This window comes from Bradyrhizobium sp. McL0615, assembly GCF_049993905.1.
Lineage (GTDB): Bacteria > Pseudomonadota > Alphaproteobacteria > Rhizobiales > Xanthobacteraceae > Bradyrhizobium.
On the sequence record NZ_CP188254.1, the window covers coordinates 862,099 to 887,808 of the forward strand.

Annotated in this window: 23 protein-coding genes, 3 pseudogenes and 1 riboswitch; of the genes and pseudogenes, 14 read left to right on the forward strand and 12 right to left on the reverse strand. The window is 59.4% G+C overall.

Going from position 1 to position 25,710, the window contains the following annotated elements:
- Positions 1–616 precede the first annotated feature (616 nt).
- From ACPPVP_RS03975 to ACPPVP_RS03985, 3 genes are all read left to right on the forward strand, one after another.
- Entirely contained in the window at positions 617–1,294 is a 678-nt protein-coding gene (locus ACPPVP_RS03975; protein WP_426531508.1) for a hypothetical protein, read from the forward strand.
- Between the two features lie 157 nt (positions 1,295–1,451).
- Positions 1,452–2,723, forward strand: a complete 1,272-nt coding sequence (locus tag ACPPVP_RS03980) for a DUF2254 domain-containing protein (RefSeq protein ID WP_426531510.1) — start codon at positions 1,452–1,454, stop codon at positions 2,721–2,723.
- Positions 2,724–2,941: 218 nt separating this feature from the next.
- Positions 2,942–3,041, forward strand: a riboswitch (SAM-I-IV-variant riboswitch).
- A gap of 453 nt (positions 3,042–3,494) precedes the next feature.
- Positions 3,495–3,878 carry a hypothetical protein gene (locus ACPPVP_RS03985; RefSeq protein ID WP_426531512.1) on the forward strand — a complete coding sequence of 128 codons (384 nt, stop codon included), beginning with the start codon at positions 3,495–3,497 and terminating at the stop codon, positions 3,876–3,878.
- Positions 3,879–3,979: 101 nt separating this feature from the next.
- Here ACPPVP_RS03985 and ACPPVP_RS03990 read toward each other — a convergent pair.
- The 4 genes and pseudogenes from ACPPVP_RS03990 to ACPPVP_RS04005 form a co-directional block, all read right to left on the reverse strand.
- A pseudogene (locus ACPPVP_RS03990) lies at positions 3,980–4,641 on the reverse strand (SOS response-associated peptidase).
- A gap of 36 nt (positions 4,642–4,677) precedes the next feature.
- Positions 4,678–5,316, reverse strand: coding sequence for an HNH endonuclease (locus ACPPVP_RS03995; RefSeq protein ID WP_426531514.1), 639 nt, complete (start codon positions 5,314–5,316; stop codon positions 4,678–4,680).
- Between the two features lie 9 nt (positions 5,317–5,325).
- Positions 5,326–5,741: pseudogene (locus ACPPVP_RS04000) on the reverse strand (hypothetical protein).
- Between the two features lie 1,168 nt (positions 5,742–6,909).
- Positions 6,910–7,119 carry a hypothetical protein gene (locus ACPPVP_RS04005; protein WP_426531516.1) on the reverse strand — a complete coding sequence of 70 codons (210 nt, stop codon included), beginning with the start codon at positions 7,117–7,119 and terminating at the stop codon, positions 6,910–6,912.
- Between the two features lie 530 nt (positions 7,120–7,649).
- Between ACPPVP_RS04005 and ACPPVP_RS04010 the strand changes: the two genes are divergently transcribed.
- Both ACPPVP_RS04010 and ACPPVP_RS04015 read left to right on the forward strand, forming a co-directional pair.
- Positions 7,650–8,171 carry a DUF5681 domain-containing protein gene (locus tag ACPPVP_RS04010; protein ID WP_426531517.1) on the forward strand — a complete coding sequence of 174 codons (522 nt, stop codon included), beginning with the start codon at positions 7,650–7,652 and terminating at the stop codon, positions 8,169–8,171.
- Between the two features lie 93 nt (positions 8,172–8,264).
- Positions 8,265–8,957 (forward strand): recombinase family protein, encoded by a 693-nt coding sequence (locus ACPPVP_RS04015; protein ID WP_426531519.1) that lies wholly within the window; start codon positions 8,265–8,267, stop codon positions 8,955–8,957.
- A gap of 297 nt (positions 8,958–9,254) precedes the next feature.
- Here ACPPVP_RS04015 and ACPPVP_RS04020 read toward each other — a convergent pair whose 3' ends face one another.
- From ACPPVP_RS04020 to ACPPVP_RS04030, 3 genes are all read right to left on the reverse strand, one after another.
- On the reverse strand, positions 9,255–10,601 hold the full coding sequence (locus ACPPVP_RS04020; protein WP_426527868.1) for an IS5 family transposase: 1,347 nt from the start codon (positions 10,599–10,601) through the stop codon (positions 9,255–9,257).
- Between the two features lie 136 nt (positions 10,602–10,737).
- Complete coding sequence (locus tag ACPPVP_RS04025) at positions 10,738–10,872, reverse strand: hypothetical protein (protein WP_426531521.1); 135 nt, start codon at positions 10,870–10,872, stop codon at positions 10,738–10,740.
- A gap of 1,920 nt (positions 10,873–12,792) precedes the next feature.
- On the reverse strand, positions 12,793–13,650 hold the full coding sequence (locus tag ACPPVP_RS04030) for an SDR family oxidoreductase (RefSeq protein WP_426531523.1): 858 nt from the start codon (positions 13,648–13,650) through the stop codon (positions 12,793–12,795).
- 3 nt (positions 13,651–13,653) lie between these two features.
- Here ACPPVP_RS04030 and ACPPVP_RS04035 point away from each other — a divergent pair, with 3 nt between their 5' ends.
- Positions 13,654–14,232, forward strand: a complete 579-nt coding sequence (locus ACPPVP_RS04035) for a tyrosine-type recombinase/integrase (RefSeq protein WP_426531525.1) — start codon at positions 13,654–13,656, stop codon at positions 14,230–14,232.
- Between the two features lie 414 nt (positions 14,233–14,646).
- Here the strand turns inward: ACPPVP_RS04035 and ACPPVP_RS04040 are convergent, their stop codons facing one another.
- A complete protein-coding gene (locus ACPPVP_RS04040; protein ID WP_426531527.1) occupies positions 14,647–14,862 on the reverse strand; it encodes a hypothetical protein in 216 nt (71 codons plus the stop codon).
- A 69-nt stretch (positions 14,863–14,931) separates the two neighbouring features.
- Positions 14,932–15,462 carry a hypothetical protein gene (locus ACPPVP_RS04045; protein WP_426531529.1) on the reverse strand — a complete coding sequence of 177 codons (531 nt, stop codon included), beginning with the start codon at positions 15,460–15,462 and terminating at the stop codon, positions 14,932–14,934.
- Between the two features lie 482 nt (positions 15,463–15,944).
- On the opposite strand from ACPPVP_RS04045, the gene ACPPVP_RS04050 reads away from it, so the two are divergent.
- Entirely contained in the window at positions 15,945–16,280 is a 336-nt protein-coding gene (locus tag ACPPVP_RS04050) for a hypothetical protein (protein ID WP_426531531.1), read from the forward strand.
- 520 nt (positions 16,281–16,800) lie between these two features.
- Here the strand turns inward: ACPPVP_RS04050 and ACPPVP_RS04055 are convergent.
- Positions 16,801–16,923: pseudogene (locus tag ACPPVP_RS04055) on the reverse strand (F0F1 ATP synthase subunit A); the annotation flags it as partial.
- Between the two features lie 1,545 nt (positions 16,924–18,468).
- Here ACPPVP_RS04055 and ACPPVP_RS04060 point away from each other — a divergent pair.
- The 6 genes from ACPPVP_RS04060 (at position 18,469) to ACPPVP_RS04085 (ending at position 24,150) form a co-directional block, all read left to right on the forward strand.
- A complete protein-coding gene (locus tag ACPPVP_RS04060) occupies positions 18,469–19,071 on the forward strand; it encodes an NYN domain-containing protein (protein ID WP_426531533.1) in 603 nt (200 codons plus the stop codon).
- Between the two features lie 323 nt (positions 19,072–19,394).
- Positions 19,395–19,622: a DUF6894 family protein gene (locus tag ACPPVP_RS04065; RefSeq protein ID WP_426531535.1), complete on the forward strand. Its 228-nt coding sequence runs from the start codon at positions 19,395–19,397 to the stop codon at positions 19,620–19,622.
- A gap of 336 nt (positions 19,623–19,958) precedes the next feature.
- Entirely contained in the window at positions 19,959–20,144 is a 186-nt protein-coding gene (locus tag ACPPVP_RS04070; protein ID WP_426531537.1) for a hypothetical protein, read from the forward strand.
- 44 nt (positions 20,145–20,188) lie between these two features.
- Positions 20,189–20,971, forward strand: coding sequence for a hypothetical protein (locus ACPPVP_RS04075; protein WP_426531539.1), 783 nt, complete (start codon positions 20,189–20,191; stop codon positions 20,969–20,971).
- A 1,323-nt stretch (positions 20,972–22,294) separates the two neighbouring features.
- Positions 22,295–22,549: a hypothetical protein gene (locus ACPPVP_RS04080; RefSeq protein ID WP_426531541.1), complete on the forward strand. Its 255-nt coding sequence runs from the start codon at positions 22,295–22,297 to the stop codon at positions 22,547–22,549.
- A gap of 434 nt (positions 22,550–22,983) precedes the next feature.
- Positions 22,984–24,150, forward strand: coding sequence for a sensor histidine kinase (locus ACPPVP_RS04085; RefSeq protein ID WP_426531543.1), 1,167 nt, complete (start codon positions 22,984–22,986; stop codon positions 24,148–24,150).
- Positions 24,151–24,372: 222 nt separating this feature from the next.
- On the opposite strand, the gene ACPPVP_RS04090 is transcribed toward ACPPVP_RS04085, so the two are convergent.
- Together ACPPVP_RS04090 and ACPPVP_RS04095 are read right to left on the reverse strand one after the other, a co-directional pair.
- The gene (locus tag ACPPVP_RS04090; RefSeq protein WP_426531545.1) at positions 24,373–24,672 is read right to left on the reverse strand and encodes a hypothetical protein; all 300 of its coding nucleotides are present in this window, start codon (positions 24,670–24,672) and stop codon (positions 24,373–24,375) included.
- 85 nt (positions 24,673–24,757) lie between these two features.
- On the reverse strand, positions 24,758–24,997 hold the full coding sequence (locus ACPPVP_RS04095; protein ID WP_426531547.1) for a hypothetical protein: 240 nt from the start codon (positions 24,995–24,997) through the stop codon (positions 24,758–24,760).
- Positions 24,998–25,206: 209 nt separating this feature from the next.
- On the opposite strand from ACPPVP_RS04095, the gene ACPPVP_RS04100 reads away from it, so the two are divergent.
- A complete protein-coding gene (locus ACPPVP_RS04100; protein WP_426537654.1) occupies positions 25,207–25,632 on the forward strand; it encodes a hypothetical protein in 426 nt (141 codons plus the stop codon).
- The last annotated feature ends 78 nt before the right edge of the window (positions 25,633–25,710 follow it).

Here is a 25,710-nt window from a genome sequence, read left to right on the forward strand (position 1 = left end):
CGGCGCGCCGCAAAGCACGCGAAATTATTGACCAGCCTCCTCAGAACGGCTTCACGTCAGTTATTGAGAACTGGCGACAACTTCCCGACGGCCAAATCGAATTTTCGATCCGGCATTTGCGCATTTGCCGGCGGCCGGCCGCGATCAGAACCATCGAAGGGAGAGAATACTCGCCGCGATTGGCGCTGCGAATAGGGCTATTATGCTCTTCCCGCCGATCTCCCAATCCAACTGCCCACGAAGTTTCAGTTGGTCGTCAACCTTCGGACGGCCAAGGCACTTGGCCTAGCCGTATCGCCGACCCTATTCGCGCGCGCCGATGAGGTGATCGAAATAATGCGCCGAAGGTCCGAGTTTGGGCCCGGGGCTTCTGCCAATCGGACTCATTGAGTTGGGCGGCTTTTAACGCCTGTGTTGCATCGGCCGGTTGAGCCGGCAACCAACGGGTCATCACTATGGTTTCCTTGACCTATCGCAAACTATCCGCGCGCCGTCCCGATTGTCATCGGGGAATGTACTTGGGGGACTTTGGCGACAGCCTGCCCGGCATCCAAGCCGGGCTGGTCGATCTCACGCTCATTCATACCAGCGCCCCCTCCTGCGCGGGAGTTTCGCGATGACTTCAAGCGAACCGAGTTTGACGGGCACCTATCTGAGAACACCAAGGGCCGCAGCCTTTGCGGGTATCATATTTTCGGTGCTGTTGTTCGCCGTGTTCGGCCTCATGCGACTATCGGTCCCCGCTGATCCCCTCGAGCGGGGCGCTTGGCTTGCAGGGGACACGACGTATGTCACGATTGCCATGAACCTTGTGCCGTTCACCGGTGTTGCCTTCCTTTGGTTCGTGGGAGCGCTTCGCGACCGGCTTGGGGCACGGGAGGACCGATTTTTTGCGACTGTGTTCCTGGGAAGCGCTTTCCTGCTGCTGGCCATGCTCTTCGCTGCCTTCGCGGTCGTTGGTGCGCTCATTATGGCCTTCCATGCAGCACCCGAAGCGCTCATCCAGTCCGGCACCTTTCATTTCGGGCGCAGCTTGGCCTATGGCATGGTCAACATTTACCTGGCGAAGACGGCGGCCGTCTTCATGATCACGACATCGACGATCGCCGTCTATACCCGTCTGACGCCCCGCTGGCTTGCAATCGGGGGATACTTCATCGCGGCCGCTATTATGTTTGGCAGCGGCTACTTCGATGGGAGCTTGCTCGTGTTTCCATTTTGGGTCTTGGCCGTCAGCGCCGCTATCCTACGGGACAAGCAGGCCGTGCCGAGTTCGGCGGGTCTATCGCAGTGAGCATAGGCATAAGAAACGGAAGGCCCGAAGCGGATTCGTGGCGACGGCGGCGGCAATTGCCCCGGCTTCGCGCTCAGCGCGGGCGGTCGAGCTTGCATGTTGTCGCGACGGTCACAGACGCCCATCATTTTAGACAACAGCCAACCTGAGGATACCAATGCGCGTCTGGGTTATTCCTATGGTTTATGTGTTCGCTGCCTTCATATTTGGCCAAGTAGTGCCGCGCCTCGAGCTTTTCTACTTGGCCCAACCCGTCGGCATATCGGTTTCCTCGGCTCAGGCCTGCTTGTCCGCAGCGGCTTCGGGGATGATGGCGCTGACCGGCGTAGTTTTTGCGGTTGCCTTTATCATGGTGCAATTCAGCGCGGTCGCATATTCACCCCGTTTGGTGCACTGGTTTGTTCGCAATTCCGCCTTCTATCATTCGATTGGGCTCTATTCTTTTACATTTATTTTTGCGTTCTTCACCCTTGCGTGGATCGATCGAAATGGATCTGGCAAAGTTCCTGGATATTCCACGCTGGCAGTTGGAGTATTGCTTATGGTCAGCATGTTCCTCTTCGTCAGGTTGGTCCAGCGCTTGGTCGATTTGCAGATTACGAGCGTACTCAACACCATCGGAAGTAGGGGCCGCGAGGTAATTTCCGCTAGTTTTCGACCTCTCGATTTGAAGCAAAGTGACGAAACCAAGTTGGGACATGTCGAAGCACTTCAGTTGGGGCCAGTCTCAAAAACCGTAACCTATTCTGGACCACCGCGCGCAATCACTTGGCTCGATATTGACGCGCTGGTTCGCGAAGCGCGACTGAGTGGTGGCATCATTGCGATGGCCTGCGGTATCGGAGATACGCTGATTGACGGCAGTATCGTTTTGCGCGTTCACGGCTGTACAAGCAGCTTTTCAGAAACGAACGCACTACAGGCAATTCACCGCGACTTCGAACGCACCTTTGAACAGGATCCCATGTATCCCATCCGGATACTGGTGGACATTGCCATTAAGGCGCTCTCGCCCGCCGTAAACGATCCAACAACGGCCGTCCAGGCAATTGATCAAATCGAGGATTTGCTGCGTCGGCTCATCCGGAAAGAGTTGGATGCATCCCATCTAAGAGATTTAGACGACGCTTTGCGCGTCATCATCAAGTTGCCGTCGTGGGAAGACTACATGGCGCTCGCCTTCGACGAAATCCGCCAATTCGGAGCCACTTCTATTCAGGTTTTGCGCCGCTTGCGGGCGGCGCTCGCAGGACTGGCTGACGAGTCCCCCATCTTGACACGCGCTGAAGCAGCGCGGCGCTACCTCAAACAACTCGATCTGAGCGTCGATCGGTCACAGTTTGATGCTGAAGACAAGTACAAGGCGATGCAAGAGGACCGGCAGGGGCTCGGGTCGTCACGGGCGCACGATGTTGGCGGCGCTCGTTGATTGCGGACGCAAAAGACCTAGCTGAGCACCAGTTTTTAACCCCAACTGAGCCTTCGTACTCTCAGCGACGAAGAACTGAATTGACGACGAGTAATATGCGCTTTGGATCTAGAACCCCGAAAACCAGAATTGGACGATCCGCATAGGCCCTCCGTTAGACCGGACGAGCGCTTCTGATGCAAGTTGACAGAGATCGCCGATCCGATCCGATATCAATCCATGTGCATCCTGAGAGGACCTGACGGTCCCGCCAACCAGCCTTAGACCGGCAACGGTGGCACGACGATGTGGCCCGCATGGGCAACAGTAGGTCGCCAATCCTCCAGATGCGCGTGCAATCTTGGAGGGATTTTTTATGTTGCAGTCACGCCGTGGATTTTGTGATCGGAGCCGGAAGTCTGCTGACGGCGACGTTCATCAGCGATGCGCGCTCCTTCATCCGCAGAACAAGCCGATCGCTGCTGGCATTGCCCTCGCAGGTCGGGCAGACCCTGCACTGATACGACAACGCGAGGGCGCGGATGAACGACTCGCGCGCGCCTACCAACAGATCAAGCATGCGGATGAAGGGCTCGCGCGTGTAAGTGAACAGGTTGCGAAAATGGAGCGCGATGACGCACGCCCACCTCCAGCCGAACCTAGTCCGCAATCGCCGCCTAGAAAGCCGGCATTCCGGCCCCTTATCGGCTTGCTGCTGGCGGCGTGCATCGTTGTCGCTACCCTGGTTTTGCAGTCGTCCTATGGAGCCGGCGCCAAGCTGGTTGTCGCCCGTTGGGCACCGCAACTAAGGTAGTTCCCTACAATTTTATAGAGTCAACCGCGCTGACTTTTCAAATTCGTGCGACGGTCTATTCTGCGCCAATCGCTGCCTTCGATGATTTCGGATTTTGTTTTGGGGGACGCCCGATGTCTGAACGTCGAGTCCTAAAACGCGTTGCGATCAACCAGTTGGCGCTGCTTTATGTAGACGGTGTTCGTGGCTGTCATCCCTGTCTGGTGAAGAATTTCCACAGTGACGGGGCCACCGTTCATTCATCGACGCATCACACCGCCGCCTTCAAGTTTGATCTGTCGTTGGATGGATTCAAGACGACAGAGCATTGCGTTGTGGTGTGGCGGAACGGAAATACGTGCGGCGTCAAATTCGTTGATTGACGGGTCGCGAACTGCGCACCATCAACAACTGCTATCATCGCCCATGCCGAAGAGCTTGCGAAGCTGCGCGCGGCAGTCATCGCGGAAAAGGCCGCTTCGGATCACGCCGCAGCCTTGTCTTCCTTGTCGGCTCCCCGCATCACGATCTTCAACGCGTCATCCGGTAATGGCCGTTGCAGCGCCTTGGCCTCGTCCCACGGAGCGCGCATCCAGACATCACGATCCTCATCGGTGGTCAGGATCACCGGCATGGCCTTGGGATGGATCGGCTCCACAATCGCGTTCGGTGCCGTCGTCAAGAAGCCGTAGACATCGTGGGGACCCGGTATCGGCTTCGACTTGGTGCCGCGATCGCCCTTGTAGGTCGTCCAAATGCCGGCGAAGGCGAATAGCGGCCGGTCATCGTTGAGTGCGAACCAGACCACGTCTTTTTTCTTCGTATCGGGGTTCGGCTCCGGCGCGACTCGGCGAAGCTGTTGGCAGGGACCAGGCAGCGGTTCTCCGGCTTTAGCCAGCCGCGCCAGTGCGGCGATGACGTGTTGCGGATGTTCGTCACCGGCGGGCCGCCAGTGCGCGGCGGTGGCGGCATGCCCCAGCGCATCAGCGTCATTTCTGTACCGGGGTCGGTGTTGCGGATCACTGGCGCGGGGTAGTCCGGAAAAACGCCCGGCAACGGAGCGAGATTGCCGACGTATCGGTTGACGACGCGGAACAGCGCGGCGATGGCGGCTTGGTTCGTCGTGATGGAGTAAAGGTTGCACATGGTGGCCTGCCGCCTTCCAGCGACGAAATCACATGATCAGGTTTCGTCGAGTTTCGACAGCGGTTCATGCACCTGCAACCCCAGTTTGGCGAGACGAAGGGTGATGGAGCTTTTCGTTCGCCCAAACTCAAGGGCAAGCTCTTCGGAGGACGCACCTGCCTCCCATCTCGATTTCAGTTGTTGATCGAGTTCTGAGGTCCATCCAGTTCCGTAATTGCGCGGCAATACAGGCCGCAGCCTCGCCTCCACGCGCTTTTCATCGGCCGGCTCATGGCAAGTCGAACACAGCAGCTGGACGTCTTCCGGCTGTTCATTGCCCATCGACTTATAGTGCAGATGGTGGAGCACCAAAGAGCCACCTTCGTGCCCGCATAGTTCACAGCGATTACCACGCTGCTCGATGATTTCGCGTCTTAGGCTCTTCCATTCTGTGCTGGAAATGCGCTGGGCATAGCGATCAGGAAAATCACTCCGGCTGAAGAAGTGATAAGCGGCGGCTCCTTCCGCAACAGGCTCGGCGCACTCCTTGCAGTATCGAAGATGGCTCTGCGCGGGCTGGTTAAGCGCCCTGTCGAGGTACTGTTCGCCGGACGCGATTACTTTGGCACAGCCATTACCTTGGCATTGGTACTGCTTCCGTGCCGTGCGCCACTTTGGCGTTGGTTCGCTCCACATGATCCCGCCCTAATCTCGCTCGCCCGGCCACCACGTTGACGGCAGATTGCTCGCCGAAATCTTCGTCTGTCGCAGCGCGACCAGCGCGCTCCTCTTGTACGGATAGCCGCGCACCTGCGAGCACTCCTTGCAGCGCATGTACCGCTCAAGCTCGTGGATCGGCGTTGACTTCGGTCGCCGCACGATATCGAGGGCAACGGTCTGGTGGGTGTTGCAGCCAAGGCATTTCACTTCGAGGTATCGATATCCGGCGTTGATCGCATCCCCCGCGACGGCGATGGCTGCGCCGGACCCTGAAAGCCGAGCATGCGCGCGTTCCACGCCGCGACGGCGAGCCGGTCAGCATCCTTGGGCGCTTCCGTCGCCCGCTCTGCCGCCGCCCGGATCGATCCGCCGTAAATGGTCTCGCGTGATTTGGTGCCCATGCGAGTGAGGATGCGCCGGGCCGTGCGGGACAGGCAAGCCGCTACAGATTGAGGTCGATGACGCGACGGGCACAACGGAGGCGACGCAACGAGGACGAAGCCTACCGGCTGTGTGCGACCAAGCCGCGCGGCAATGTACTGATCTGGGGCGTGTACTCATCTATGTGCCGATCTCGTTCATGAAGATGAACGGGTAGTCGATGAGATGTTTCGCACTTATCGCACAAGTAACCCTTGCGCGCCGGTTTCGCCGAGCGCACGCTGCCGAGCGTTTTCACAAGAACTTACGGAGGATGCCATGCCACGGGTCAAGCAGGCTTCGAAGCAGAAACGCACAACCAAAGCCGCCGCCGTGACGGTGCTGGGTGCCACCGGACTGGGTTTTTCGCTGCTGGGTAGCGCATCAGCATCAACGATGCCCGCTGCTGATATCGCGCAATCTGACAATATCCCGGCCAATCAGCGCTTCGTTCTTAGCGAAGAGGAAATGGCCGATGTCAGTCTCGCCACGTTCCATCTCTTCGATAAGGAAAACTTTGGCAGCGGCGTGCAGCTAGCCCGTGGATGCGGTGGTTGCCGTGGCGGCGGAGGTTGCCGTGGCGGAGCGGGCCGTGGTTGCCGTGGCGGCGTGGGCGCTGGCTGCCGTGGCTGCGCGGGCCGTGGATGCGCGGGCCGTGGTTGCGGGGTCCGTGGCTGCGCGGTCGGTGGCTGCGGGGTCGGCTGCGCGGGCGGCAGTTGTTGCGCATCTTGGGGATATTGCCGCGTATGCTAAGTCCCACGACCTTAACAGCGGGCCTCACCAAGGACTCGTGGCGGCCCCGTCAACCGAGCCGGTCGCCGCTGAGTTTAGATTTTCAGTCTGATTAGCGCGCGTTCTTTTGGAGCAGCCATAGGCCAGAGGCACGCGCGCTTCAATGCCGCTTTGGGCCAAAATCCGAAGAACTCGCATTGAGCACAATTGGTCCGCTACGCTCCCTGAGGCAGACTTCACATCCGGTTTCGTGGCAGGGGCCGCATAGGCCGGTGAGTTCTCCCGATCTGTCATGTCGCCGCCTCGTGTACTTGCTCCACACACCCGCGTCGCTTCCGGTCAACGATCACGCCAGCAGCGCGACCGCGATGGCGACCGCCGCGATGTACCCGAACAACGATACGCTCGGCGAGCGGCTCAGGCTGTATGTCGAAGAGAACTTCCATGCTGCGGACTTCCATGATGCTTGAAGAAGAGATCAAGCTTCACGGGTTCGCCGGTATCTCGCCAAAAAAGTCTCTTACCGAGGCTAGCCGCCAGCGAGAGGCGATGGTGGCCGCCGATTAGGGTATGGTCATCCGTTGCTTTGGCGATGATTTCGCCGGCTTCGTCGACGATGACTTTCATGCGCCGCCTCCAATGCAACGCCCCCGTCAGCGCAGCTGTAATGCTGCGCAAACTATCTAACCTCGCGCAGGCTCCGGCGTTCCAACCCATCGACATGCGCCCCATCGCGCGGCCCTTTGCGTACCAACCGGCAAAAAAATTAGCCGAGATTTTTGGCTCCCGGCGGCGCTCTCAAAGGACCCTGAGCCTGCCTTAGCGCTACGGCCTTGCAAGGGTTCCTTCACCTTGATCTAGGGAACACCCGAATTGGCAATAGCCGGGGCTCACTTCGCGTTGAAAAATCAAAATCACCGGTCGCATTCTACGAAAACTGGTCAGAGACGGTGTGCTGATCGTCGTTGGCGGTAGGGGTGTTCGCGGCGATCCGTTTCTTTATTCTAAGAATCCGGCATTTGTGGACGAGTACAACTCGGCGTCACCGATTGCCCCCTATCGGATACACTGAGCAAGTGCATAGCGTCGTTACGATCGGGAACCTAACGCTCTTATGACTTCTCTGATACATTGGGGCACAGTGTTTTGGGTGTGCCATGTCTCCAGAAAAAACAGTCGAAAAACAAGGCAGCCGCTTCCAAAAAGGTAAGTCGGGCAACCCGAGCGGCCGCCCCAAGGGATCGAGGAACGTAGCGACGCTCGCGTGCGAAGCCCTACTTGAGGGACAAGCGCAAGAGCTGACGACGAAGTGTATCCAAATGGCATTGGGCGGCGACACGGTGGCGATGCGGCTCTGCCTTGAGAGACTGTGCCCGCCCCGCCGGGATCGACCGGTGAGTTTCTCGTTGCCGGCGATCGACAGCCCACGGGACGCTGCCGATATCAGCGCTGCGGTCGCTGCTGCGGTCTCAAATGGTGACCTCACCCCCGGTGAGGCCGTCGAGATTGGAAAGGTGGTCGATAACTACATCAAGGCCTATCAAACCGCCGAACTGGACGAGCGGGTGGCGCGCGTGGAGCAACTGAGCGATTCGGAATTGATGCGCATCGCCTGTGGTGAGCAGCGAGCGCCTCTGCTGCTGCTCAAGCGCAGTAAGGCGTCGCCTGCGCTTCGATAAGACGGTTCGGCTTGGGTTGATAGGAATCCTTGACAGCCGCTTCCGTTACGGATCAAACAACGGACGTTGTTGGATACGTTACAGGAGCGGCAGGTGGCATCTTTCGGCAAGTTCGTCGCTTATTACCGGGTTTCAACTCAAAAGCAGGGCAGGTCAGGCTTGGGTCTGGAGGCGCAACAGGCCGCTGTCGCCCAGTATCTCAACGGTGGCGATTGGCAAATCGTTGGCGAGTTTGTCGAGATCGAGAGCGGCAAGCGATCAGACCGCCCCGAACTGGATCAGGCGCTGGCCGCAGCGCGCCTGCACCGTTGCTGTTTGGTCGTTTCCAAGGTTGATCGGTTGACGCGCTCTGTCGCTTTCCTCTCGAAGTTGCTCGAAGCTGGCATTGATGTTCGGTTCGCGGATCTACCGCAGATCGAGGGCGCAACGGGCCGCTTCCTGTTGCAGCAGATGGTTGCGGTCGCCGAACTCGAGGCCGGCATGATTTCAAAGCGCACCAAGGACGCGCTGGCTGCGGCGAAGCGAAGAAAGGTGAAACTCGGAGGCTGGCGCGGCACCATCCCGACGGCGAGGACGCGCGCCAAGGCTGTCGCAGCCATCGAGGCGCGCGCTGCGGCGAGGGCTACTGACCTGGCACCAACCATCGCCAGCATCCAAGCGGCCGGCGCAACGAGCCTGAGGGCCATCGCAGCAGCGCTGAACGAGCAAGGTATACCGACAGCCCGGGACGCTGGTGTCTGGAGCGCGACGCAGGTCGCGCGGGTGCTGGAGCGTTTGCCCCAGTAATCATATGGTGATCGTGGCCGCCCACGAACTCGGGACCGCCCACCGAGGGGAGGGAAAAATTCGTCTCGGCAAAGCTCTCAGCCCGCCTCCCGATTTGCGGTCCATCCCGCGCCATCGAAGGGGGAAGCGGGAGGATTGGTTCTGATTGCGAGCGTCAAGCATGCGTCAAGCATGAGCTTCACACATCCTCCCTATATAGGTCGGATGTGGGATGCATGACGGTGCAACCCTAGCGTCGCTCTGCCTGCGTCTTTGGCTTGCGCTGCAAGCGGTACTTGCGCTTTCCGTAGTCGTCCGTTAAGAAGCTGATTTAAGCGCGGGCTGGAGGCTGACGACCGCGATTAGGGCTGTGAAGATGAGGCACCAAAGGGTCTTCAGCCAGGCGAGGATACGTCGGAAATTGTGGCCCACGGCTGAGAGGATGACGTTTGCGGCATCGCCGGCGCGGCCTTTGAGGTAGCAGCGGCCGAGGTGACCTTCGGCCTTCAGGTGTCCGATGATGGGCTCGATGGCGGAGCGGCGGCGCAACTCGCGCTTGATGACACCAAAGACGCCGCGCTTCTGGCCGGAGATGAAGACGCGACGGGGATTTTGCGCGTTGTGGCCGCGGTATCCCTTGTCAACATAGGCGCGCTCGATCGGACAGCCGGTGAGTGTTTCGGTGCGATCAATGATGTCCCGCAAGGTGTGACCGTCGTAGGGGTTATCGGGCAGTGCCCTGGCGTGCAGCACGAACAGGCCACCGGGAGCCCGGCGGTTGTTGGTGACGATGGAGGCCTTCACTCCGAACTCGTAAGGCGCCGCGGCCTTGCCTTTGCCGATGCACTCCACCTCAGGGGCATGGAAGGAATAAAGCTTCCAGCCGCGCTGGCGCTGCTGCTGCGAGCGGATCTGCGTGGCCCGGCCAAGCGGGAGGGCGAACGTCTCCTCCAGTGCTGGCTGGCCCTCGATCTTGCGGCGGATGTCGCGGATGATCCGGCCCAGCCTGGAGCGCAGGATACGCAACTGCCGCTGATGCCGCCTGAACTGTTTGGCATGGGCGTAGCGGCCCGCCATCATCGCTGCGGCCTTGGCGACGCGACAATAGGTTTGCCGCAGCCGCACCCCGTGCCTGGTCGCGAGGCGGTTGAGCCCCTTGATGGCCGCATGCAGCAGCTTGGCATCGGTCGGAAAGGTGATGGCCTTCGGCTGCACCGTGGTATCGACCGTGACCCGCTTGAGGTCTTTGCCGCGTAACGCGCCGGTCTCGTGCGCCACCCGAAGGCTCTCGGCCAACAACAGCTCCAGTCTGTCGCCAAGCCGCTTGCGCCAATGGCTCAGGTCCGAGCGCTCGTGCGGGAATGCGTGCTGGAAGAACTCTTCGCCGGTGAAGAACTGGAAATACGGGTCGTGGACCCAGCGCTCACACACCCCCTCATCGGACAGCCCGTAGATGTGCTTGAGCAACAACAGCCCGATCATGAAGCGGGTCTCAATCCCCGGCCGGCCGTTCTCGCTGTAGAGCGGCGCGATCTCGCCGTCGATCCAGTCCCAATCGATGTTGCCGGCAAGCAGAACCAGCTCGTGCTTCAGATTAATGATCTGGTCCAACCGCGCCCGGAACAGATCGTTGGATCCCGTCGACTTGTGCTTCTTCGGCCGCATCGGTCCCTCCGATACGACAGGGAATCATGCTTCGCTCTTCGAGGGAATCCAAAATCGAATTTGCAAGGTTCCGGTGCCCAAAGCACCAAAACCTTGCAATCTCAAATCAACCTTCAAACCAGATCATGATTCCAGATCAGCCGCTTAGCCGTTGTTCACGGACGACTCCGTAATTTTCGACGCCAAGGCCGTACTTGGCGATGCGGTCTCCAATTGAAAGCACGGGCTTCGTACGCGACCGCATCTGGCGAAGCAGTTCAAAAACGGGCATGAGATTCTCCTTTGAAAATTGGTGATCCATGCCTTGCCCTGAGGCGTGCATTGTAGCCACCTGCCTCTCGCATGCAACACCGCACTTGGCCTAAAGCGCGTGTTCCAAGGGCCAGCAAGTGAGAACTGTTGCAAGAAATCACGCGGGCTATTCAGAAGCGAAAAAGGAAGCAGCAAAAGATCGAAGCCGCGTTGCTCTTTGCGGAGGATCTGATTGCGGCGTGCTGTGCCTCCAGGCCGAGACCGCTGCGGCCTTGCTTGGGTTTTGAAACACGGATGTAAGCAATAGCAGAGCGCGTAGGATTGTTGTCCAAACCAGATTTGCAAGTGATCGAGCGTTCATCTGCAAACAGCTTCGATTAGGGACTGAAATGTCCCGGCGCAAAACTGACGATTATCTTTTGTAGGGGCTTAGAATTCACACACGCGCATCTTTTTCGCATGCGGCGGCGTCTACATAAACCGGGGCCGCGCGACGATTGGGCTCGCACCCCCGGGGGAAGGAAAATCTCTCCAAAAGCATGCTTAGTTTTGCGATCGCCCATCATGGAAGTCCCGAAATGCCGAAACTGCGGCGAGCAACACTGGAGCCGCTTCTGCCCTGTTACGGGGACCTCAACTGTTACGCCAACCATAACCGGAGTTACGAAGCGCGTAACCATAGCTTCCACCGACCTGTCCACAATGCGCGCTCTACGAGGCCGAGATCAAGCGCCTGAAGCTTGCGCTGGCGACCAAGCAAATCAAATGGGCGAGGTTGGTGCCTGCGGCTGAACGGATGAGCCAGATGCGGGCTCGTCGGAACGCACGACCCCGCCGCGTCAGCAGACGGTCTACATCATCGCCTTCGTGCCCATCATGGCCTGCACGATCGCGTTCCTAATCCTTTACTCCTCATCATAATCGTAAGGCTTTGGACCGTAGTAAGGCCTCGGACCGTAGTCCCTGTCGGAGGGCCTTGGCCCATAATCTCGATCGTAACGCCGGGGCCCGTAATCTCGATCTCGCCTTTCGTACTCCCGATACTCACCACGCGGAGGTGCTGTGTCGCCCTGCGCAAAGACCGCGCGGCACCGATCGCTGAGTTGCGGAGTATTTGCCCGTAAGCAAGCCACGATCTTGTTCACATCGGGGATTTGCCCACCGCATAGCCTCCAGACGTCGGGCGTGCAGGCCTGCTGTTGTTGCCAGGTTCCGCGATACTCTTGCGAAATCGCGGCACTCGGCTGGGTGATGCCGCAACCAATCGCTATTGCCAGGCTCAGGAACATTCGATGCGCTCGCATGGCTACCTTTCTGTGAATTAAAACGTGCGTAGTATCCGCACCGCGTGCTTCGCCCCATTGTTGCAATAGATGTCATCAGGGAAGGTTCGCATCGGACAACGACTTGTGAACCGGGCTGGTCTATCTTGATCCAGTCACGCCGACTGTGGGGGCGTGCGGCCGACGGTCGGCGCTGGTCACGAACATACCGGTCGCGCCGACGAGCAGCAGCAGAGCTAAGGCGATGATGGTGAGGTAGATGCGATCCATTGAATTCAATGTGGATCGCTTGCCATCGTTCCTCACCGGTAACCATTTTAGACTGGGCTCCCCGGCCAGCTGTGACGATGACTGGGGCCCGCTCCGCGCCGCGTGTGTTGGCCCGCCCGCGACGCCGTGGTCAATCCCGATGCGCCGGTAGCGAGCGCTTCGCGCTGATCTAAGAACAATCCGCGCCGGCCACTGACCTTGGAGGCTGACGGTGGCCGGTCGCGGAAGGGCGTCCCCGAGGAGACCGCTCCGGGTTGCCGTCCCCATTCTACATCTCGGCGCGGCAAACGTAGAACACGAGCTCAATACCATCGCGGTTCGGAAAGGCGTCAACACAAAGGCATCGACCGCCGCCTGACCCGCCGCCAAATAGAGCCGGCGACGCTCTACAGGAAGGGCTTGCCACCGGTAACGGCGATTGTTGCGCCGGATACGTAGCTCGAAAGCGGGTCTGCCAGCATGACGTAGGCCGTAGCCAATTCGACGGGCTGACCGGGGCGCTTCATGGGGACTTGCTTGCCGAAATTCATCACGGAGTCTTCGGGCAAGGTCGACGGAATGAGTGGCGTCCAGATCGGTCCTGGGGCGACCGCATTGGCGCGAATGCCCTTTTCGGCCAGCATCTGCGCTAGTCCCGCCGTGAAATTGTGGATCGCACCCTTGGTCGTTGCATAGGCCAGCAACGTCGGGTTGGGTACATCCGAATTGATCGAGGCCGTGTTGATGATGCAGCTACCCGGCTTCATGTGGCTTACGGCTGCCTTGGTGAGATAGAACATCGCGTGGATGTTCACCTTGAACGTCAGCTCCCATTCCTCGTCGCTGATGTCGTCGATTGATTTGAAGCTGGCCTGATGCGCCGCGTTGTTGACGAGGATATCTATACCGCCCAGCTCCGACACGGCCTTCGCGATGACGGCGCGGCATTGACCTGGATCCTGTATGTCGCCGGGAAGCAGGACAGCCTTTTTGCCGGCCTCTTTCACCAACCGCTCGGTCTCCCGGGCGTCGTCGTGTTCGTCGAGATAGGAGATCAAAACGTCAGCTCCCTCTCTGGCGTAGGCGATGGCAACCGCGCGGCCGATCCCGCTGTCGCCACCGGTGATGACGGCCTTCTTGCCGTTGAGCCGACCGCTGCCCTTGTATGACGTCTCACCATGATCGGGCACCGGCTTCATCGCGGCGGTCTTGCCTGGAATCGGCTGGTGTTGGTTCGGAAACGGGGGGCGGGGAAAATCCAGCATGGCTTGACCTGCCTTCTCTCTAATCGCACTAGCGGTTCCAACCTCCGTTCTGCAGGTTGGTTCCTGCGCCGAAGCAGGCACAAGGGCGCGTGGATTGGATCCGAGGAACGAGGCGGGCCATCGTCCTTCAATAAGCTATACATCGCCTTCCGCCACGGTCTGCGGTCGTCCGAGCTTGTCGACCTGCGTTGGGATAAGATCGATTTCACCCAAGCCGTCCTGCATATCCGCAGGGCCAAGAGGGGCACGCCTGCCACCCACCCCGTTGTCGGCGATGAAATGCGGGCCCTGCGCAAGTTGCAGCGGGACCAGGATCCCAAGTCGCCGTTCGTGTTCACCAGCGAGCGGGGGTCGCCATTCACGACGGCTGGCTTTGCGCGCATGGTGGAACGCGTTGGTGTCGAGGCCAGGCTGGGCTTTCCGGCCCATCCTCACATGCTGCGCCACGCCTGTGGCTTCGCGCTGGCCAACAAGGGCCACGATACCCGGGCGTTGCAGGCTTACCTCGGCCACCGCAACATCCAGCACACGGTGCGATACCCCGAGTTGTCGCCGGGCAGGTTCAAGGACTTCTGGCGCTGACGGACATGGCCGGGCCCGATACTGCACCGCTGCCGCCGCATGTCAGCTTTCTTTCCCGTTAGGTACGCCAACGCCATTGAATGGCGGATACCGGCGTCAATCCCTCTCGCCTCTCTTCGAACAATGTTCCTGATTGTTGCTTGGATTGTCCTGTCGTCCTCGCCGGTGTGCTCGGTCGCTTCAGCATCTGCCGCTGGCCATATCGCACCAAGCCGGCCGAGTTTATCTAATACCATGTAGATGCTTTGATCGCCGCTTTCCGGCACGATCGAAAGCGTCCAATTCCTACGTATAATAACTCCACGCCACGCAATCCGGACTCAGGCTGAGACGGTCTAATTCGTTCCTGCCATACGAGTGACCTTGGGACGATCAGAAAGTGAAAGACCGCCCGAAGCGGCCTCTCTCCTGAAACTAAGCCGGAGTCTTTGATTTAGCCGCTGATTTATGCGCTGCGGCCTCTCGTGCCAGCCGCTCTGCCCTGAGACGCTCTCGGTTGGCGTGAAGTGCCTTCTGCGCGGTCTCATATTCACTCAATGGTTTTTCTGCTTCTTGCGACCTGAACACCTTGCGGGCTTCGCGCTCCGCCTGCGTTAGTCTCTTGGGCTCAGCTTGTTTGATATTAGTCATAAGGGACAATCCGTAAGCGATAAATGACTCCCTGCATTGGCCGCCCTATTTTGGCGGAGACTCAGACTTTTAGCGGCGGCTGAGGTGAGCTCCATGCATCCTTCCGCCGTATCCTGCCCGAACAACACCGCCGCGATATCCGCCATATCCGACTCGAGATATCCCGTAGCCGCCGCCATATCCTGCCCGATAACCATACGAGCGGTAACCCACGTGCCGCCTGTAAATTCTGGAGGGCGCGTAGCCATAGCCGTAGGAAACCGGCGCATAGCCGTAGCTGTAAGCTGGGGCGTAAGCATAACCGTAGTCGTCATCATAGCCGTAGCCACCGCCATAGCCGTATGGGTAGCCGTCGCCATATCCGTACCCACCTCCGTAGTACGGGGCGGCAAGTGCAGCCCCAACCAGGGCACCGGCTGCGAGACCGAACCCGACACCGCCCCAACCGCCACCGCGGTGGCCCCATCCACCGTGTCCCCAGCCACCGTGGCCCAAGCCGCCATGGAAGCCAAAAGGCCTCGCCTGAGCAGTGGTTGAAAGGCTTGGAATGCTTGCAGCGAGCAGAGCGGCTGCCAGGGTCGCAATACGCAACTTGTTCATGACACTTCTCCGTTGGGAGGCAGCGAGCATAACTCGCGGGATGCCTGCGATTTCAACACTTGTTCTGTTGAAGCGTTCCAATGGCCTCTCCGGTGTGAGTGCCATGTTTTCCCGATCTAGCGTCGATGATTGCCCAGAGTGCAGGATCACTCGTGGGCTGAAAAAGTAGGGCGGGACCGGCGCTAAGGCGGCCACTCCTGCAGGGAGCCTTCCGAATTGTCCCGATTTGATTTTCGGGGCTAAAGAGGAGGGGCGAGATGAGGCGCCCAGCCAATGTGCGGCATCGCGGCAGATAACGACTTGTGGCGTCGGCTCGATTAAGTGCCTGTGGGGAGCGGGCGTTCACGTAGATGAACGCGGGTTTCGTTGATCCAGGTCAAGGGAGCGAAGCTGCCGCGCGCGAGGCTTTGGAGAGACCCGCGGTTCGGCGCGATGCGCAGGTGTCTGCGGCGTCATCTCTCTCTCGAAGAAGGAGTACGCTAATGTTGCGTCGAATTCTCATCGCTTCGGCAGCTGCGGCCATGCTGCTAGTCACCTTCACGCCCGACGACGCCAATGCTCGCGGTCGCGGAGGTGGCGGCTATCGGGCCGGTGGCTACCGCGGCGGCGCTGTAGCAGTTCGAGGGGCTCGGGGAGGCGCTGTCGCAGTGCGCGGCGGGCGCTACGGCTATCGTGGTGGGGCCTATCGCGGCTACGGGGTCGGTGCGGCAGCAGTGGGCGCCGCCGCGGTCGGAGCAGCCGCGGCCGGGGCCTACCGCGGCAACTGCTACGACGCCTACGGCAACTACGTTTGCGGCGGCGGGTACCGTCCGTACTGAGCGGCGCCCCGTTAGCCAATGGGAGCGAAGCCGTTGAAGGGGCCGAGCGCAAGAGTTTCTCGTCGCTCGGCCGGCTTTGATTGACGTAGCTCAACTGCCGAAATCCAGCGAGCAATAGCGCGCGCATTATTCTGTGACACTGGGAGAGAAAGAAATGATCAGACCAACCGTCGTCGCACTGGCGCTCTGCGTCGTCTCCTCAGCACAGGGTATGCCTTACGTCCCGCTTCAGCAGCCGAACGATTCGGTTATTCCAATTCGCCAAGGATGTGGTCTGGGACGTCAACTGATCGAGGGAATTTGCGTATCCAACACCAAGGTGCGTGCCGCGGTCCGCAAGTGCAACGCTCGAAAAATGCGCATGGTGAACGGCCGCTGTGAACCACGAACGCGACCTGCTGCCGCCCCTGCTGCGGCGCCTACTACGACCCAGCAGCCTGCGGCGACTCCCGCCACGCCGCGTTGACGGTGGCGTGAAAACGTTAACGAGCGGACCGTGTAATGTGGGGCCCATAGCAGGTAGACGCCGGTTGTAGAAGCCGTAGATCAGCACCCTGAAGAACACGAGCAGTGCGAACGCGGCCGTAACGACGATATGGCTCATTACCGGGAAGGTGTAGGGAATGATGCTGATCAGGTTCGCGCGGTCGGGTCAACGGCGACGATCTGGTGCGGATGTCCAGCGAACTGCGTCGCGTGCTGTCCGATCAGGCGCAAGGCGCAGGACAAGGCACCGACTGCACCGCTGTCGTTCGTGGAACATCTCGCCAGTCGGGACAACGCGGACGCTGGCACCGACAATGACGAGGGGAGCGACGCATGACGCGCAACCCTTCAACCGAAGTCGGTCCCGAATTGACTCCTCATCCGGTGGCTGGCAGGGGGCGGCGGCGGGACATGGCCATTTGCAGCGGTGCTTTCGGCCATCCCTGCCGCCGCGTTCGCATGGAGGACGATCTGACCTAGATGCCGCGCGCCGCCACCCGACCGCGAAGCAGCGTTAGCCGACCCGCAGTCCCTCCCAACCGCCCCCGCGCGACCTCGGTCAAGGCCCCAGCCCAATATCATCACTGCGGTCCGTCGTTTGCGGGACCGTCGTGGACCCCTTAGAAGACGGTGCTGAAGGCGGGCGAAGGCGTGGCACTGACGGCGGCGGAAACAGAGTTCTTCAAATCGGTGAGTGGCAACCGCGAGCCGCCGACCGCATCGATGCGCGAGCAGTGGTGGATTTGCGGAAGACGCGCGGGCAAGGACAGCGTTGCGTCCCTCGTGGCCGCCTATTCAAGGCCTTGTGGAGGGCCCCTGCCCAGACTGCTAGGTTTTGCTTGGCTCGTGATCACCGCCTCCGGTTTCACGGCCGGCGATTACTAGTTCCCAATTGCCCCCGTTGGAGTGCCCTCCAGCGGGGCTTCTCTGTGCTGGCAGATGCAGCGTGGAAGACGGACCGCTTTTGACTTTGAGAACGCCCCATCCGGGCGTATCGTCCCTGCGCGTGGGATAGGTAGTAGGTCCCCAAAGTCCGACTCCTTCCCGCGACGAGCCCCTGCAGGGTCCCTCTGCGGGGGTTTGTCATGCGCGGCAGACGGCGCGGACGATCAGGCGCAGGGCACCGTGGATGCGCCTGTTTGCGAAGAAGCATGGCAAGCAGGCCTGCAGAGGCGGGGCCCATCCACGGGCTTTCTAAGCGACCGAAAGCGCGTTCCCATTGTGAGCGAAGGTAGCGCTGCTCAGCCCTTCAATGCTCCAGTGCGTTGCCGCGGCTGGCTGAATACAGCGAGATCGCAACATCCTACTGAGCAAGGCGCCTCCCCCGCGGGATCGCTCAAGGGAGGTCGTGGCCCGTGTGCCACGCAATTTACGCTGTTGCAAAGGGTTGATCGGCAAGTGGCTGGCTCCGGCGCATGCTCAAACATCTGCTGTGCCGACGAGTCGTTCGGAGCAGGGGCAGCTCACATCGTTCTCGCCGAGGAGATCAAGCAATAGTTGCTTGCCCTCGATTTGCGGCAGCGTTCGAGCAACAACGGGCGCCCGGCTTCAGCATTTATGGCCAACAAAGCCTAATCATTGGCCTAAAATCACAAGAATTGATCTCGATATTTCCTTATACAGCCCGTCGCTCGCACCGATGAACCAGAGATTATTGCGTGCTGCCCCTGTCGCTTTACCAATTTTATCATAGGTCTTTGACATGTCCTCTGACGGCAAGATCGCATTATTTATCGACGGCGCGAATCTGTACGCTACGGCGAAGGCGCTCGGCTTCGATATCGACTACAGCCGCCTGCTCAAGCAATTCCAAAGCCGCGGCGTATTGCTGCGCGCCTATTACTACACCGCAGTCATCGGAGATCAGGAGTACACGTCCATCCGCCCGTTGCTGGACTGGCTCGATTACAACGGCTACACCGTCGTCACCAAGGAGACCAAGGAATTCGTCGACGCCAGTGGCCGCCGTAAGCTGAAAGGGGATATGGATATCGAGCTTGCCGTCGATGCCATGGAGCTTTCTGAGAACATCGATCAGATGGTTCTGTTCTCCGGTGACGGCGATTTCCGCTCGCTGGTCGAGGCGGTGCAGCGCCGGGGGGTCCATGTGACGGTCATTTCGACCATTTCAACCCAGCCAGGGATGATCGCCGACGAGTTGCGGCGGCAAGCCGACGTCTTTACCGATCTAATCGAGCTACCACCGCTTGTTACGCGCGAATTACCAATTAGAAGCGCCGATCTATCGTCCCCCAAAGTTTCACTCCATCGTGGCGCTCAAACCAAGCTAATTGGTTCGCCATAACAAGACTTGGACAGGCAGCACTCCGGCGGATGTCTGTGGCCGCCGAGCACTGGGCGACTGAGCTAATAGGGTGGCGGTACATGACCAGGGGCGCGATTGTTTCTGCGGATTGTGAGTTGCTTGGGGTATGCGATCAAGTCCGGCCTGGTCAGGTTTGTGCACGGCGCTGATCTGGTTACCGACATCAACTTGCTGGGCACTTCCTTATAGTAGATTTCTGCTTGTGGCCCCACGCGCGCGGCTGTCAGCTTTGTCGGCGGCTCTGATCTCTAGGAACGGTTTTGCGCTTTCCGCATTTCCGGTTTTAGGAGCAGTTAGCGCGAATGCCTCGTTACTACTTTGATCTTTGCGACGACAGCGGTCTCTATCCTGACGACGAGGGGCTGGAACTCCCGAGCATCGATGCCGCCCGCCAGGAAGCTGCGCATTCGCTGGCCGACATGTTGCGGGACGCCGTGCGTGATGGCACCGGAAGGGCTGTCCGCCAAATGTCAGTAGCGGTCCGGAACGATGTCGGGCCCGTTATTCGTGTGAAATTCGGACTGGTCTAAGCGGGCTCAATTGAGCTGTTGTAGCCAGCTTGAGCCTTTCCAACGCCTTCCCCGCAGCGCAAAAACGAAAGTAGTTGAACAGTTCGTTGGCGGGAACTAAATTTGGACATCCCGAGCGGACGGGGGTGGCCCAAATGTCAGAACGACGCCGAATAATTCACACCGATACTCTCGAACAACGATTGGCCGCCGAGGCAAAGCGCCTGCGAGAAGAGGCCAAGAAGCTCAAGCCTGGCGCCGAGAAAGAGGCGCTTCTGCGCCTGGCACGACAGGCAGAGACAGGCTCGCGTATGAGCCAGTGGCTGAGTTCCCCCGGCCTCCAGCCCCCACGCTAAAATGCCCGGGTATTACATTTACACGCTTGATAACGACGGACACGTCCAGGGCCGCGTCAATGCAATCTGCGAAGATGATGAGCAGGCGAAGCGCTACGCCGAGCAACTCGTCGATGGGCATGTTCTTGAGCTGTGGCAGGAAGCCCGCAAAATCGCGGAGTTCAAGCCACACAAACTAAGCCAATAAAAAGGCGGCCCTGCCGGAGGGCCGCTAGTTTTTGGAGTCAAGCCTTGAGTGTGCCGTTCGGCACAGCGGCGCAACACCGCTGGACTGAATTCGTTCCTGACAAATCATTTCCTCGGCTGGTGTTTGGTCGACGCCCCGAAACCAACGAGGAAACCCCTCAAAATCATTCCGACTGTCGGCCGCATTGTCTATTTCACGCTCGCCCCTGGCAGGCTGAACAGATCAACAAGCGCCGCACCGACGCCGCGCGCTGCATCAATAAGCACGCCTGGGAAGCGGACGGCTCGCAAGTCCATGTTGGCAACCAGGTAGCGGCCGAACAGATCGTCCCGGCGATGGTTGTTGCGGTCTGGGGCAGCACTCCTGAAAGCGCGGTCAATCTGAAAGTGATGCTCGACGGCAGCGATGATTATTGGGTCACGTCAACGAGCGTCGAAGATGAGCGCACCGGCCATGACGGCGCGCGGTCCACACGCCCGGCCGCTATCACTGGATGCCCTACCAGGTGGGGCAGGCGGCGAAGGCCGCAACGGCAAGCACTGCCTGAGCGCGCCGCTTCAATGTTTCGTGGTGGGTTTCTTGAATTCTGCCACTATGCACACAGCGGAGGCGCGACGGATCATCGAGGAATAACTGAGAGCGCTCACGCCCGGCGGCAATCAGTGGCCGCGTTCCCGTTATTCCCGCCCCTTTTTGTTCACATGCACTTTGTGCCAGACATCGCGAACAAACCGATACCCGTTCGTGGTCGTGCGCGGACGCGCCTCCATAGATCGCGCGCAAAGCCCGACGTCCTCGAGAAGACGCCGGGCGAGGGGCAAATATAGAATGGTTTTAGAATAGATCCATCAAACCGGGAAAAAGTGGCAATGTCTGCCTGATAATCTACTTAGGCGCCGTTTTATTTCGATCCAAATAAACGGCCTAACCCAAATAAACGGCCCTGGCAGCGGGGGACTAAACTCGCGCCAGAGCCGCCAGCGATCCCGGGTTGTATTGGAGCCGACGCCCGAGACCGTTTGGGTTCGGGAGGGTGTCCCGCTCTCCTGAGGACTCCCTCGCATAATCAGCGTGCCGGGTCATCGTTCCTGTCGCCCGGCGAAAAACGGCCCTGGCGTGCGCTGTGACTTTAACGCCAGAGCCGCCGGCAATCCCGGAGGGCTGCCCCCGAGATCGTTTCAACAATTGGTATGCGGTTTGATCGTTCCGATTGGGGTTGCGCCGGAAAACCGGGTTGGGCAGGCGGCCAAGGCAGCGGTGAGCGCCTAGAAAGGAACCTTTCCTGACGATCACGGTTTAGGAAAAATTTATAGGGAGCTTCGCATATGCCCGGTATCAGACGAGCGTGGAGTGAAGAAGACATTGCCAAACTCAAGAGCATGGCTGGGAAGAGGCCAGCTAAGGAGATCGCCGCAGAGCTACAGCGAAGCCCTGGTGCTGTTTGCGTTGAGGCTTCAAAGTTGCGGATTCCGCTTAGAACGCGCTCCCGGATATTGCGACGTGCCATGCCATCCAGCCCGGCAGAACGCAGTGCGACCTAGCGAAGTGGCGCGAGCACAGCGCCGTCTAAGTCCCTGCTCCTGGATGGCCTACCAGGTCTCGGGCAGGGTGGCGAAGGCTGCGCATATCCCGGTCGGAAACTAGAACGGCTTCTAATTCTCACGGATGCGCGCCGGTGGCGACGGCCAGTGGGGGCGAGCCATGCCGGTCGTTCCGGGCGGCGCCTGGATATCGGCGCTGCGAGTGTCAACGCCGTTTGATGCCGTTAAGAACGCTGCGATGACTGCAATAACGAAAATTGTAGCAAAGATTTCTAACACCATCCGGCGGCTCATCTTTGTCCTTCCAGTGATGATGTGCCGAGAACCAATCAGCACGAATCCCAACACAAGACTAAATCGGATGGTTCCAAAAAAGAGCGACCCTGACCGAACGGGACGCGCCAGGGCCGCACCCGCGGCCTTGGGGGCGGAGTGAGGATTAGGCCGACAGGCGTGGATTCTATCCCGGTCAACGCGAAACGTTCCAACGCTCACGGCACGCCACCGTCCTCGTAATGTGTTCAAAAGTGTACCGAAAAGGAAGTCCTGGAAAAATCATTTCCGAAGCGCTGCTAGGACCAATGCCTTGTTCAACAGGGATCTGTCTGAATGCTTAACGACGCGGACAGCTATCAGGGCGGCAGCGGCGATGCCGGCGAAAAGGTCAAGGACGCGGACGCGCTCTTTATCAAGCTGAAACGGTTCGTCAAAACGGATCGCAACAGCAAAGGCCAAGTCGCCTGGCGCAAAGAGGCGCGCGAAGATTACGACTTTGACTCCGGCGAACAGCTTAACGACGAAGATAAGGCGATCCTGCAGGACGCAAAGCGCCCGATCGTCACGCGTCGGAACGACCGTCCATAGCGTGCATCAACTGTGCCGCTCAATATCGTGCGCCGACCAAAGGCCACTCCGGGCCATGAACTAGAGCGGTGCAAGGATTGCTCCCGGCTTCAAGGGATGGCTGGCGAAACTACTTCGCCGCGGACGCGTGCTGCGGCCTAGGCATTTCACTTCGAGATAAAGGTAGAGCCGCAGTACTATGCCGATATCGAGTACCGCGACATCACGTCGGAAGGCTTGTTGCGGGCCAGTTCATTTAAGGGATTGGCTCGAAAAATAGAAACCGGTTGGATGATGCGTGAGCGTCGGTCCGGCGCGACGATCGTCTTCCGATGTCCGCTGTTGGGTGTTGAACAGACCTAAATCAACTGCGCCCGAAGGTCGCCTTTTGACCCGAAGCGGCCGCCCCTCGCTTAGTTCGAGTGCGTTTGGAACACCTCACGGGGCGCGGGGTTATGGCCATTAGCAGAGTTCAGGACGATAAAGTGCCCGGAACTTCGAACGAGGCTGATAAGCTGCGGAAGCAAGTCTCCGCATTAGCCGAATTCGGCAAAGCAGTTTTGCGAGTCGATGACATTGGAGCGCTTCTGCAGGAGGCGACGCGGCTCGTGTCCGATGCGATAGAAGTCGACCTTGTGAAGGTGCTTGAACTTCTCCCCGACGGCAAGACCATGCTCGTACGTGCCGGCGTCAACTGGGCACCCGGGGTTGTGGGGCACGCCACCATCCTCGCCAACGAGGGTTCCGCAGCCGGATATGCGTTACAGACCGGCAAGCCGGTTATTACCGAGAATGTTGCGACAGAAACCCGATTCGAAATTCCGTTGTTGCTGAAGGAGCACGGGGTCCAGAGCACGGTCAACGTGATCGTTCGCGGTGAGGACGAGCCTTTCGGCGTATTGGAAGTCGACTCGCGGCAACTTCGTAGTTTTGGGCAGGACGATATCGATTTTATCCAGAACTACGCCAATCTGTTGTCATCGGCCATCAAGCGTGTGAACGACCAGGCCAAACTGGCGCAACATGAGAGGGTGCTCAGACACGAGCTCCAGCATCGCATCAACAACATGTTGATGACCATTCGCGCTGTTGCGCAAAGGACGCGCGCGCGGAGCCAAAACCTCGACGACTTCTCAAAGTCGTTCGACGACAGACTCGCCGCGATTGCGCGCACCCACGCTCTGTTGAGCGAGAGCGAGACGAGCGCGATCGGCCTGCGCGAGCTGCTGGCGCAAGAGCTATCGGCACATGGAGCCGTGGACGGCGAAAACCTGACTCGGCGCGGCCCCGAACTCCTTATTTCTGCGAAGCAGGCGCAAGCCCTCACCATGGCGTTCCACGAGCTTGCGACCAATGCGGCCAAACACGGCGCGCTTTCAGTGGATGACGGTCACATCGACGTCACCTGGAAGACCGATGTTCCGGGGCGCGAAAAGCAGCTTCGCATCCGCTGGCGCGAAACCGGCGTGGCAATCGAACGCGAACCCGCCCGCCGAGGCTTCGGCTCCGACATCCTCGAAAGGTACATACCACATGAGTTACACGGGAGTTTCGAGCGAACGCTCCATAACGATGGCATCGAATGCGTAATCGTATTGCCGTTAGAGCCGGGGCCGCAGTGATAAGCTACCAAACCACAGCTGAGTTTGGCGAGCCTCCATCTGTCAGCGCGCAGCAAACGCGACTTCGGCTGTTGGCACTTTTCCGACCTGACAGGCGGGAGTGACGAAGTCTGTCAGTGGGAGCTGCAGACCTCGCGGATGCGCGCGTTTGACTTCAGATAATGACCAAGAGCGCAAGTCCCGAGGTCAAAAGCGAGGCGACCTAAAAGTTCTGCGGCGAACCTAGTGCTGCTCCTTTGGAGGAGTTTCAGTATCAGGCAACGGGTTCGGCGCTTGATCGTCCGGCGTGGTCTTTCTCAGTTCAGGTGCAGCCATGCAGTCACCTGCCCAGAGCTTTATGCCCTTAACCGTTCCGACTAGCTTGCAGCCAATTGGCGCAGTCGGCTTAACTTGAACGATCCGCTTACCGCCAATAGTCGGCCACTTTGGCGGATTGCGGCTTTGAGCGAGCGCGACATTTGACGATAGGATCAGCGCAAGCCCCAATGCGACGGTTTCGCCAATAGCTCTATGGATGATCATTTTCTCGGCCCTTCGAGAAGCTGCCGTTGCGTATCGGTTCATCACACGGAACAGCGGTGGGATGGCTTCTTGGTTAGTCGCGATGCTACAGAATTTCACGTTTGTAGGAATCGCCGCAACGGTTGTTTCGTCGTGAGCGTTGTTGCAACTCTCTCAGCTTACGCATGTAGTAGCCGTTCGTCTGAATCGCGGACCTAATCTCCTCGCTGACATTGACAACCCGCTTCTTCCTCTTGCGCCAGCTTCCCGGCACCGCAAGGGAAGGGATCGGACATCCCTTTTTCACAACGAGCAGATCGCGTCTGGTGTTCAAATACACATCCATATGCCCGCCTCCCTAAAAAACGGCCGACCTTATCGCTTAGTGAGCAGAGCAAGGGTTACCTAAAGGCAACACCGAGCCGTTGTTGTGTGCCCTCCTAATTTACCGTTCGCAGGGAGCGAAACGCTTGACCAAGCCAAAGCGATACAGGCCGAATGAGCAGCTATGTGTCGTGGATTGCGCAAGGGCATTGCTGCCGCTGTAATGCCAGTATGAGCACCAAGACACGCGAGGTCATCTGGGGTGGCCAGATCATGGGCGCGAAGCTCCGCGCCGAGACGGCTCGCCAAAAGGCTAGGAAAGCCGCTCGCGCCGCTGATCGAGCGGAGGTCGAAGCATGGTCTATCCGCATGGAAGGCTATGGCGGGCCAGCGCAGCCGAGCCCAACCATCGGCCAGTGCCTGAACGGTGGTTACGGTTGGTTGGAGATCGAATGCTGCCGGTGCAAGACACGGGCAAGCATGCCGCTGGATGCCATCCGCAGGGCGCGTGACACGCCGATCTGGAAGCTGGAGCCGTCCTTCCGATGCCGGTCCTGCGGCACACGCCGTTACAAGCCGCCCGCCCGCATAATCAAGTTGACGGAGCAGCGGGAGATTACGCCGTACAATTGGGTACATCCTGATGAAGAGCGGTGAGGTCTGCGCGGTACCGACAAGCAGCGTTCGGCATCGGCGAACTGTTGTATACAAATGACCCCGGTGCATACCTTTGGG

Bases quoted from the DNA above. Each gene is read 5' to 3' on its own strand.
- ACPPVP_RS04020 (WP_426527868.1), bottom strand. From the start codon at position 10,601: ATGCGGCCGAAGAAGCACAAGTCGACGGGATCCAACGATCTGTTCCGG.
- ACPPVP_RS04100 (WP_426537654.1), top strand. From the start codon at position 25,207: ATGAGCACCAAGACACGCGAGGTCATCTGGGGTGGCCAGATCATGGGC.
- ACPPVP_RS04045 (WP_426531529.1), bottom strand. From the start codon at position 15,462: ATGAACAAGTTGCGTATTGCGACCCTGGCAGCCGCTCTGCTCGCTGCA.
- ACPPVP_RS03980 (WP_426531510.1), top strand. From the start codon at position 1,452: ATGCGCGTCTGGGTTATTCCTATGGTTTATGTGTTCGCTGCCTTCATA.
- ACPPVP_RS04095 (WP_426531547.1), bottom strand. From the start codon at position 24,997: ATGGATGTGTATTTGAACACCAGACGCGATCTGCTCGTTGTGAAAAAG.
- ACPPVP_RS04065 (WP_426531535.1), top strand. From the start codon at position 19,395: ATGCCTCGTTACTACTTTGATCTTTGCGACGACAGCGGTCTCTATCCT.
- ACPPVP_RS04030 (WP_426531523.1), bottom strand. From the start codon at position 13,650: ATGCTGGATTTTCCCCGCCCCCCGTTTCCGAACCAACACCAGCCGATT.
- ACPPVP_RS04060 (WP_426531533.1), top strand. From the start codon at position 18,469: ATGTCCTCTGACGGCAAGATCGCATTATTTATCGACGGCGCGAATCTG.
- ACPPVP_RS03975 (WP_426531508.1), top strand. From the start codon at position 617: ATGACTTCAAGCGAACCGAGTTTGACGGGCACCTATCTGAGAACACCA.
- ACPPVP_RS04040 (WP_426531527.1), bottom strand. From the start codon at position 14,862: ATGACTAATATCAAACAAGCTGAGCCCAAGAGACTAACGCAGGCGGAG.
- ACPPVP_RS04010 (WP_426531517.1), top strand. From the start codon at position 7,650: ATGTCTCCAGAAAAAACAGTCGAAAAACAAGGCAGCCGCTTCCAAAAA.
- ACPPVP_RS03995 (WP_426531514.1), bottom strand. From the start codon at position 5,316: ATGTGGAGCGAACCAACGCCAAAGTGGCGCACGGCACGGAAGCAGTAC.
- ACPPVP_RS04005 (WP_426531516.1), bottom strand. From the start codon at position 7,119: ATGAAAGTCATCGTCGACGAAGCCGGCGAAATCATCGCCAAAGCAACG.
- ACPPVP_RS04070 (WP_426531537.1), top strand. From the start codon at position 19,959: ATGCCCGGGTATTACATTTACACGCTTGATAACGACGGACACGTCCAG.
- ACPPVP_RS04025 (WP_426531521.1), bottom strand. From the start codon at position 10,872: ATGCCCGTTTTTGAACTGCTTCGCCAGATGCGGTCGCGTACGAAGCCC.
- ACPPVP_RS04050 (WP_426531531.1), top strand. From the start codon at position 15,945: ATGTTGCGTCGAATTCTCATCGCTTCGGCAGCTGCGGCCATGCTGCTA.
- ACPPVP_RS04090 (WP_426531545.1), bottom strand. From the start codon at position 24,672: ATGATCATCCATAGAGCTATTGGCGAAACCGTCGCATTGGGGCTTGCG.
- ACPPVP_RS04085 (WP_426531543.1), top strand. From the start codon at position 22,984: ATGGCCATTAGCAGAGTTCAGGACGATAAAGTGCCCGGAACTTCGAAC.
- ACPPVP_RS04080 (WP_426531541.1), top strand. From the start codon at position 22,295: ATGCTTAACGACGCGGACAGCTATCAGGGCGGCAGCGGCGATGCCGGC.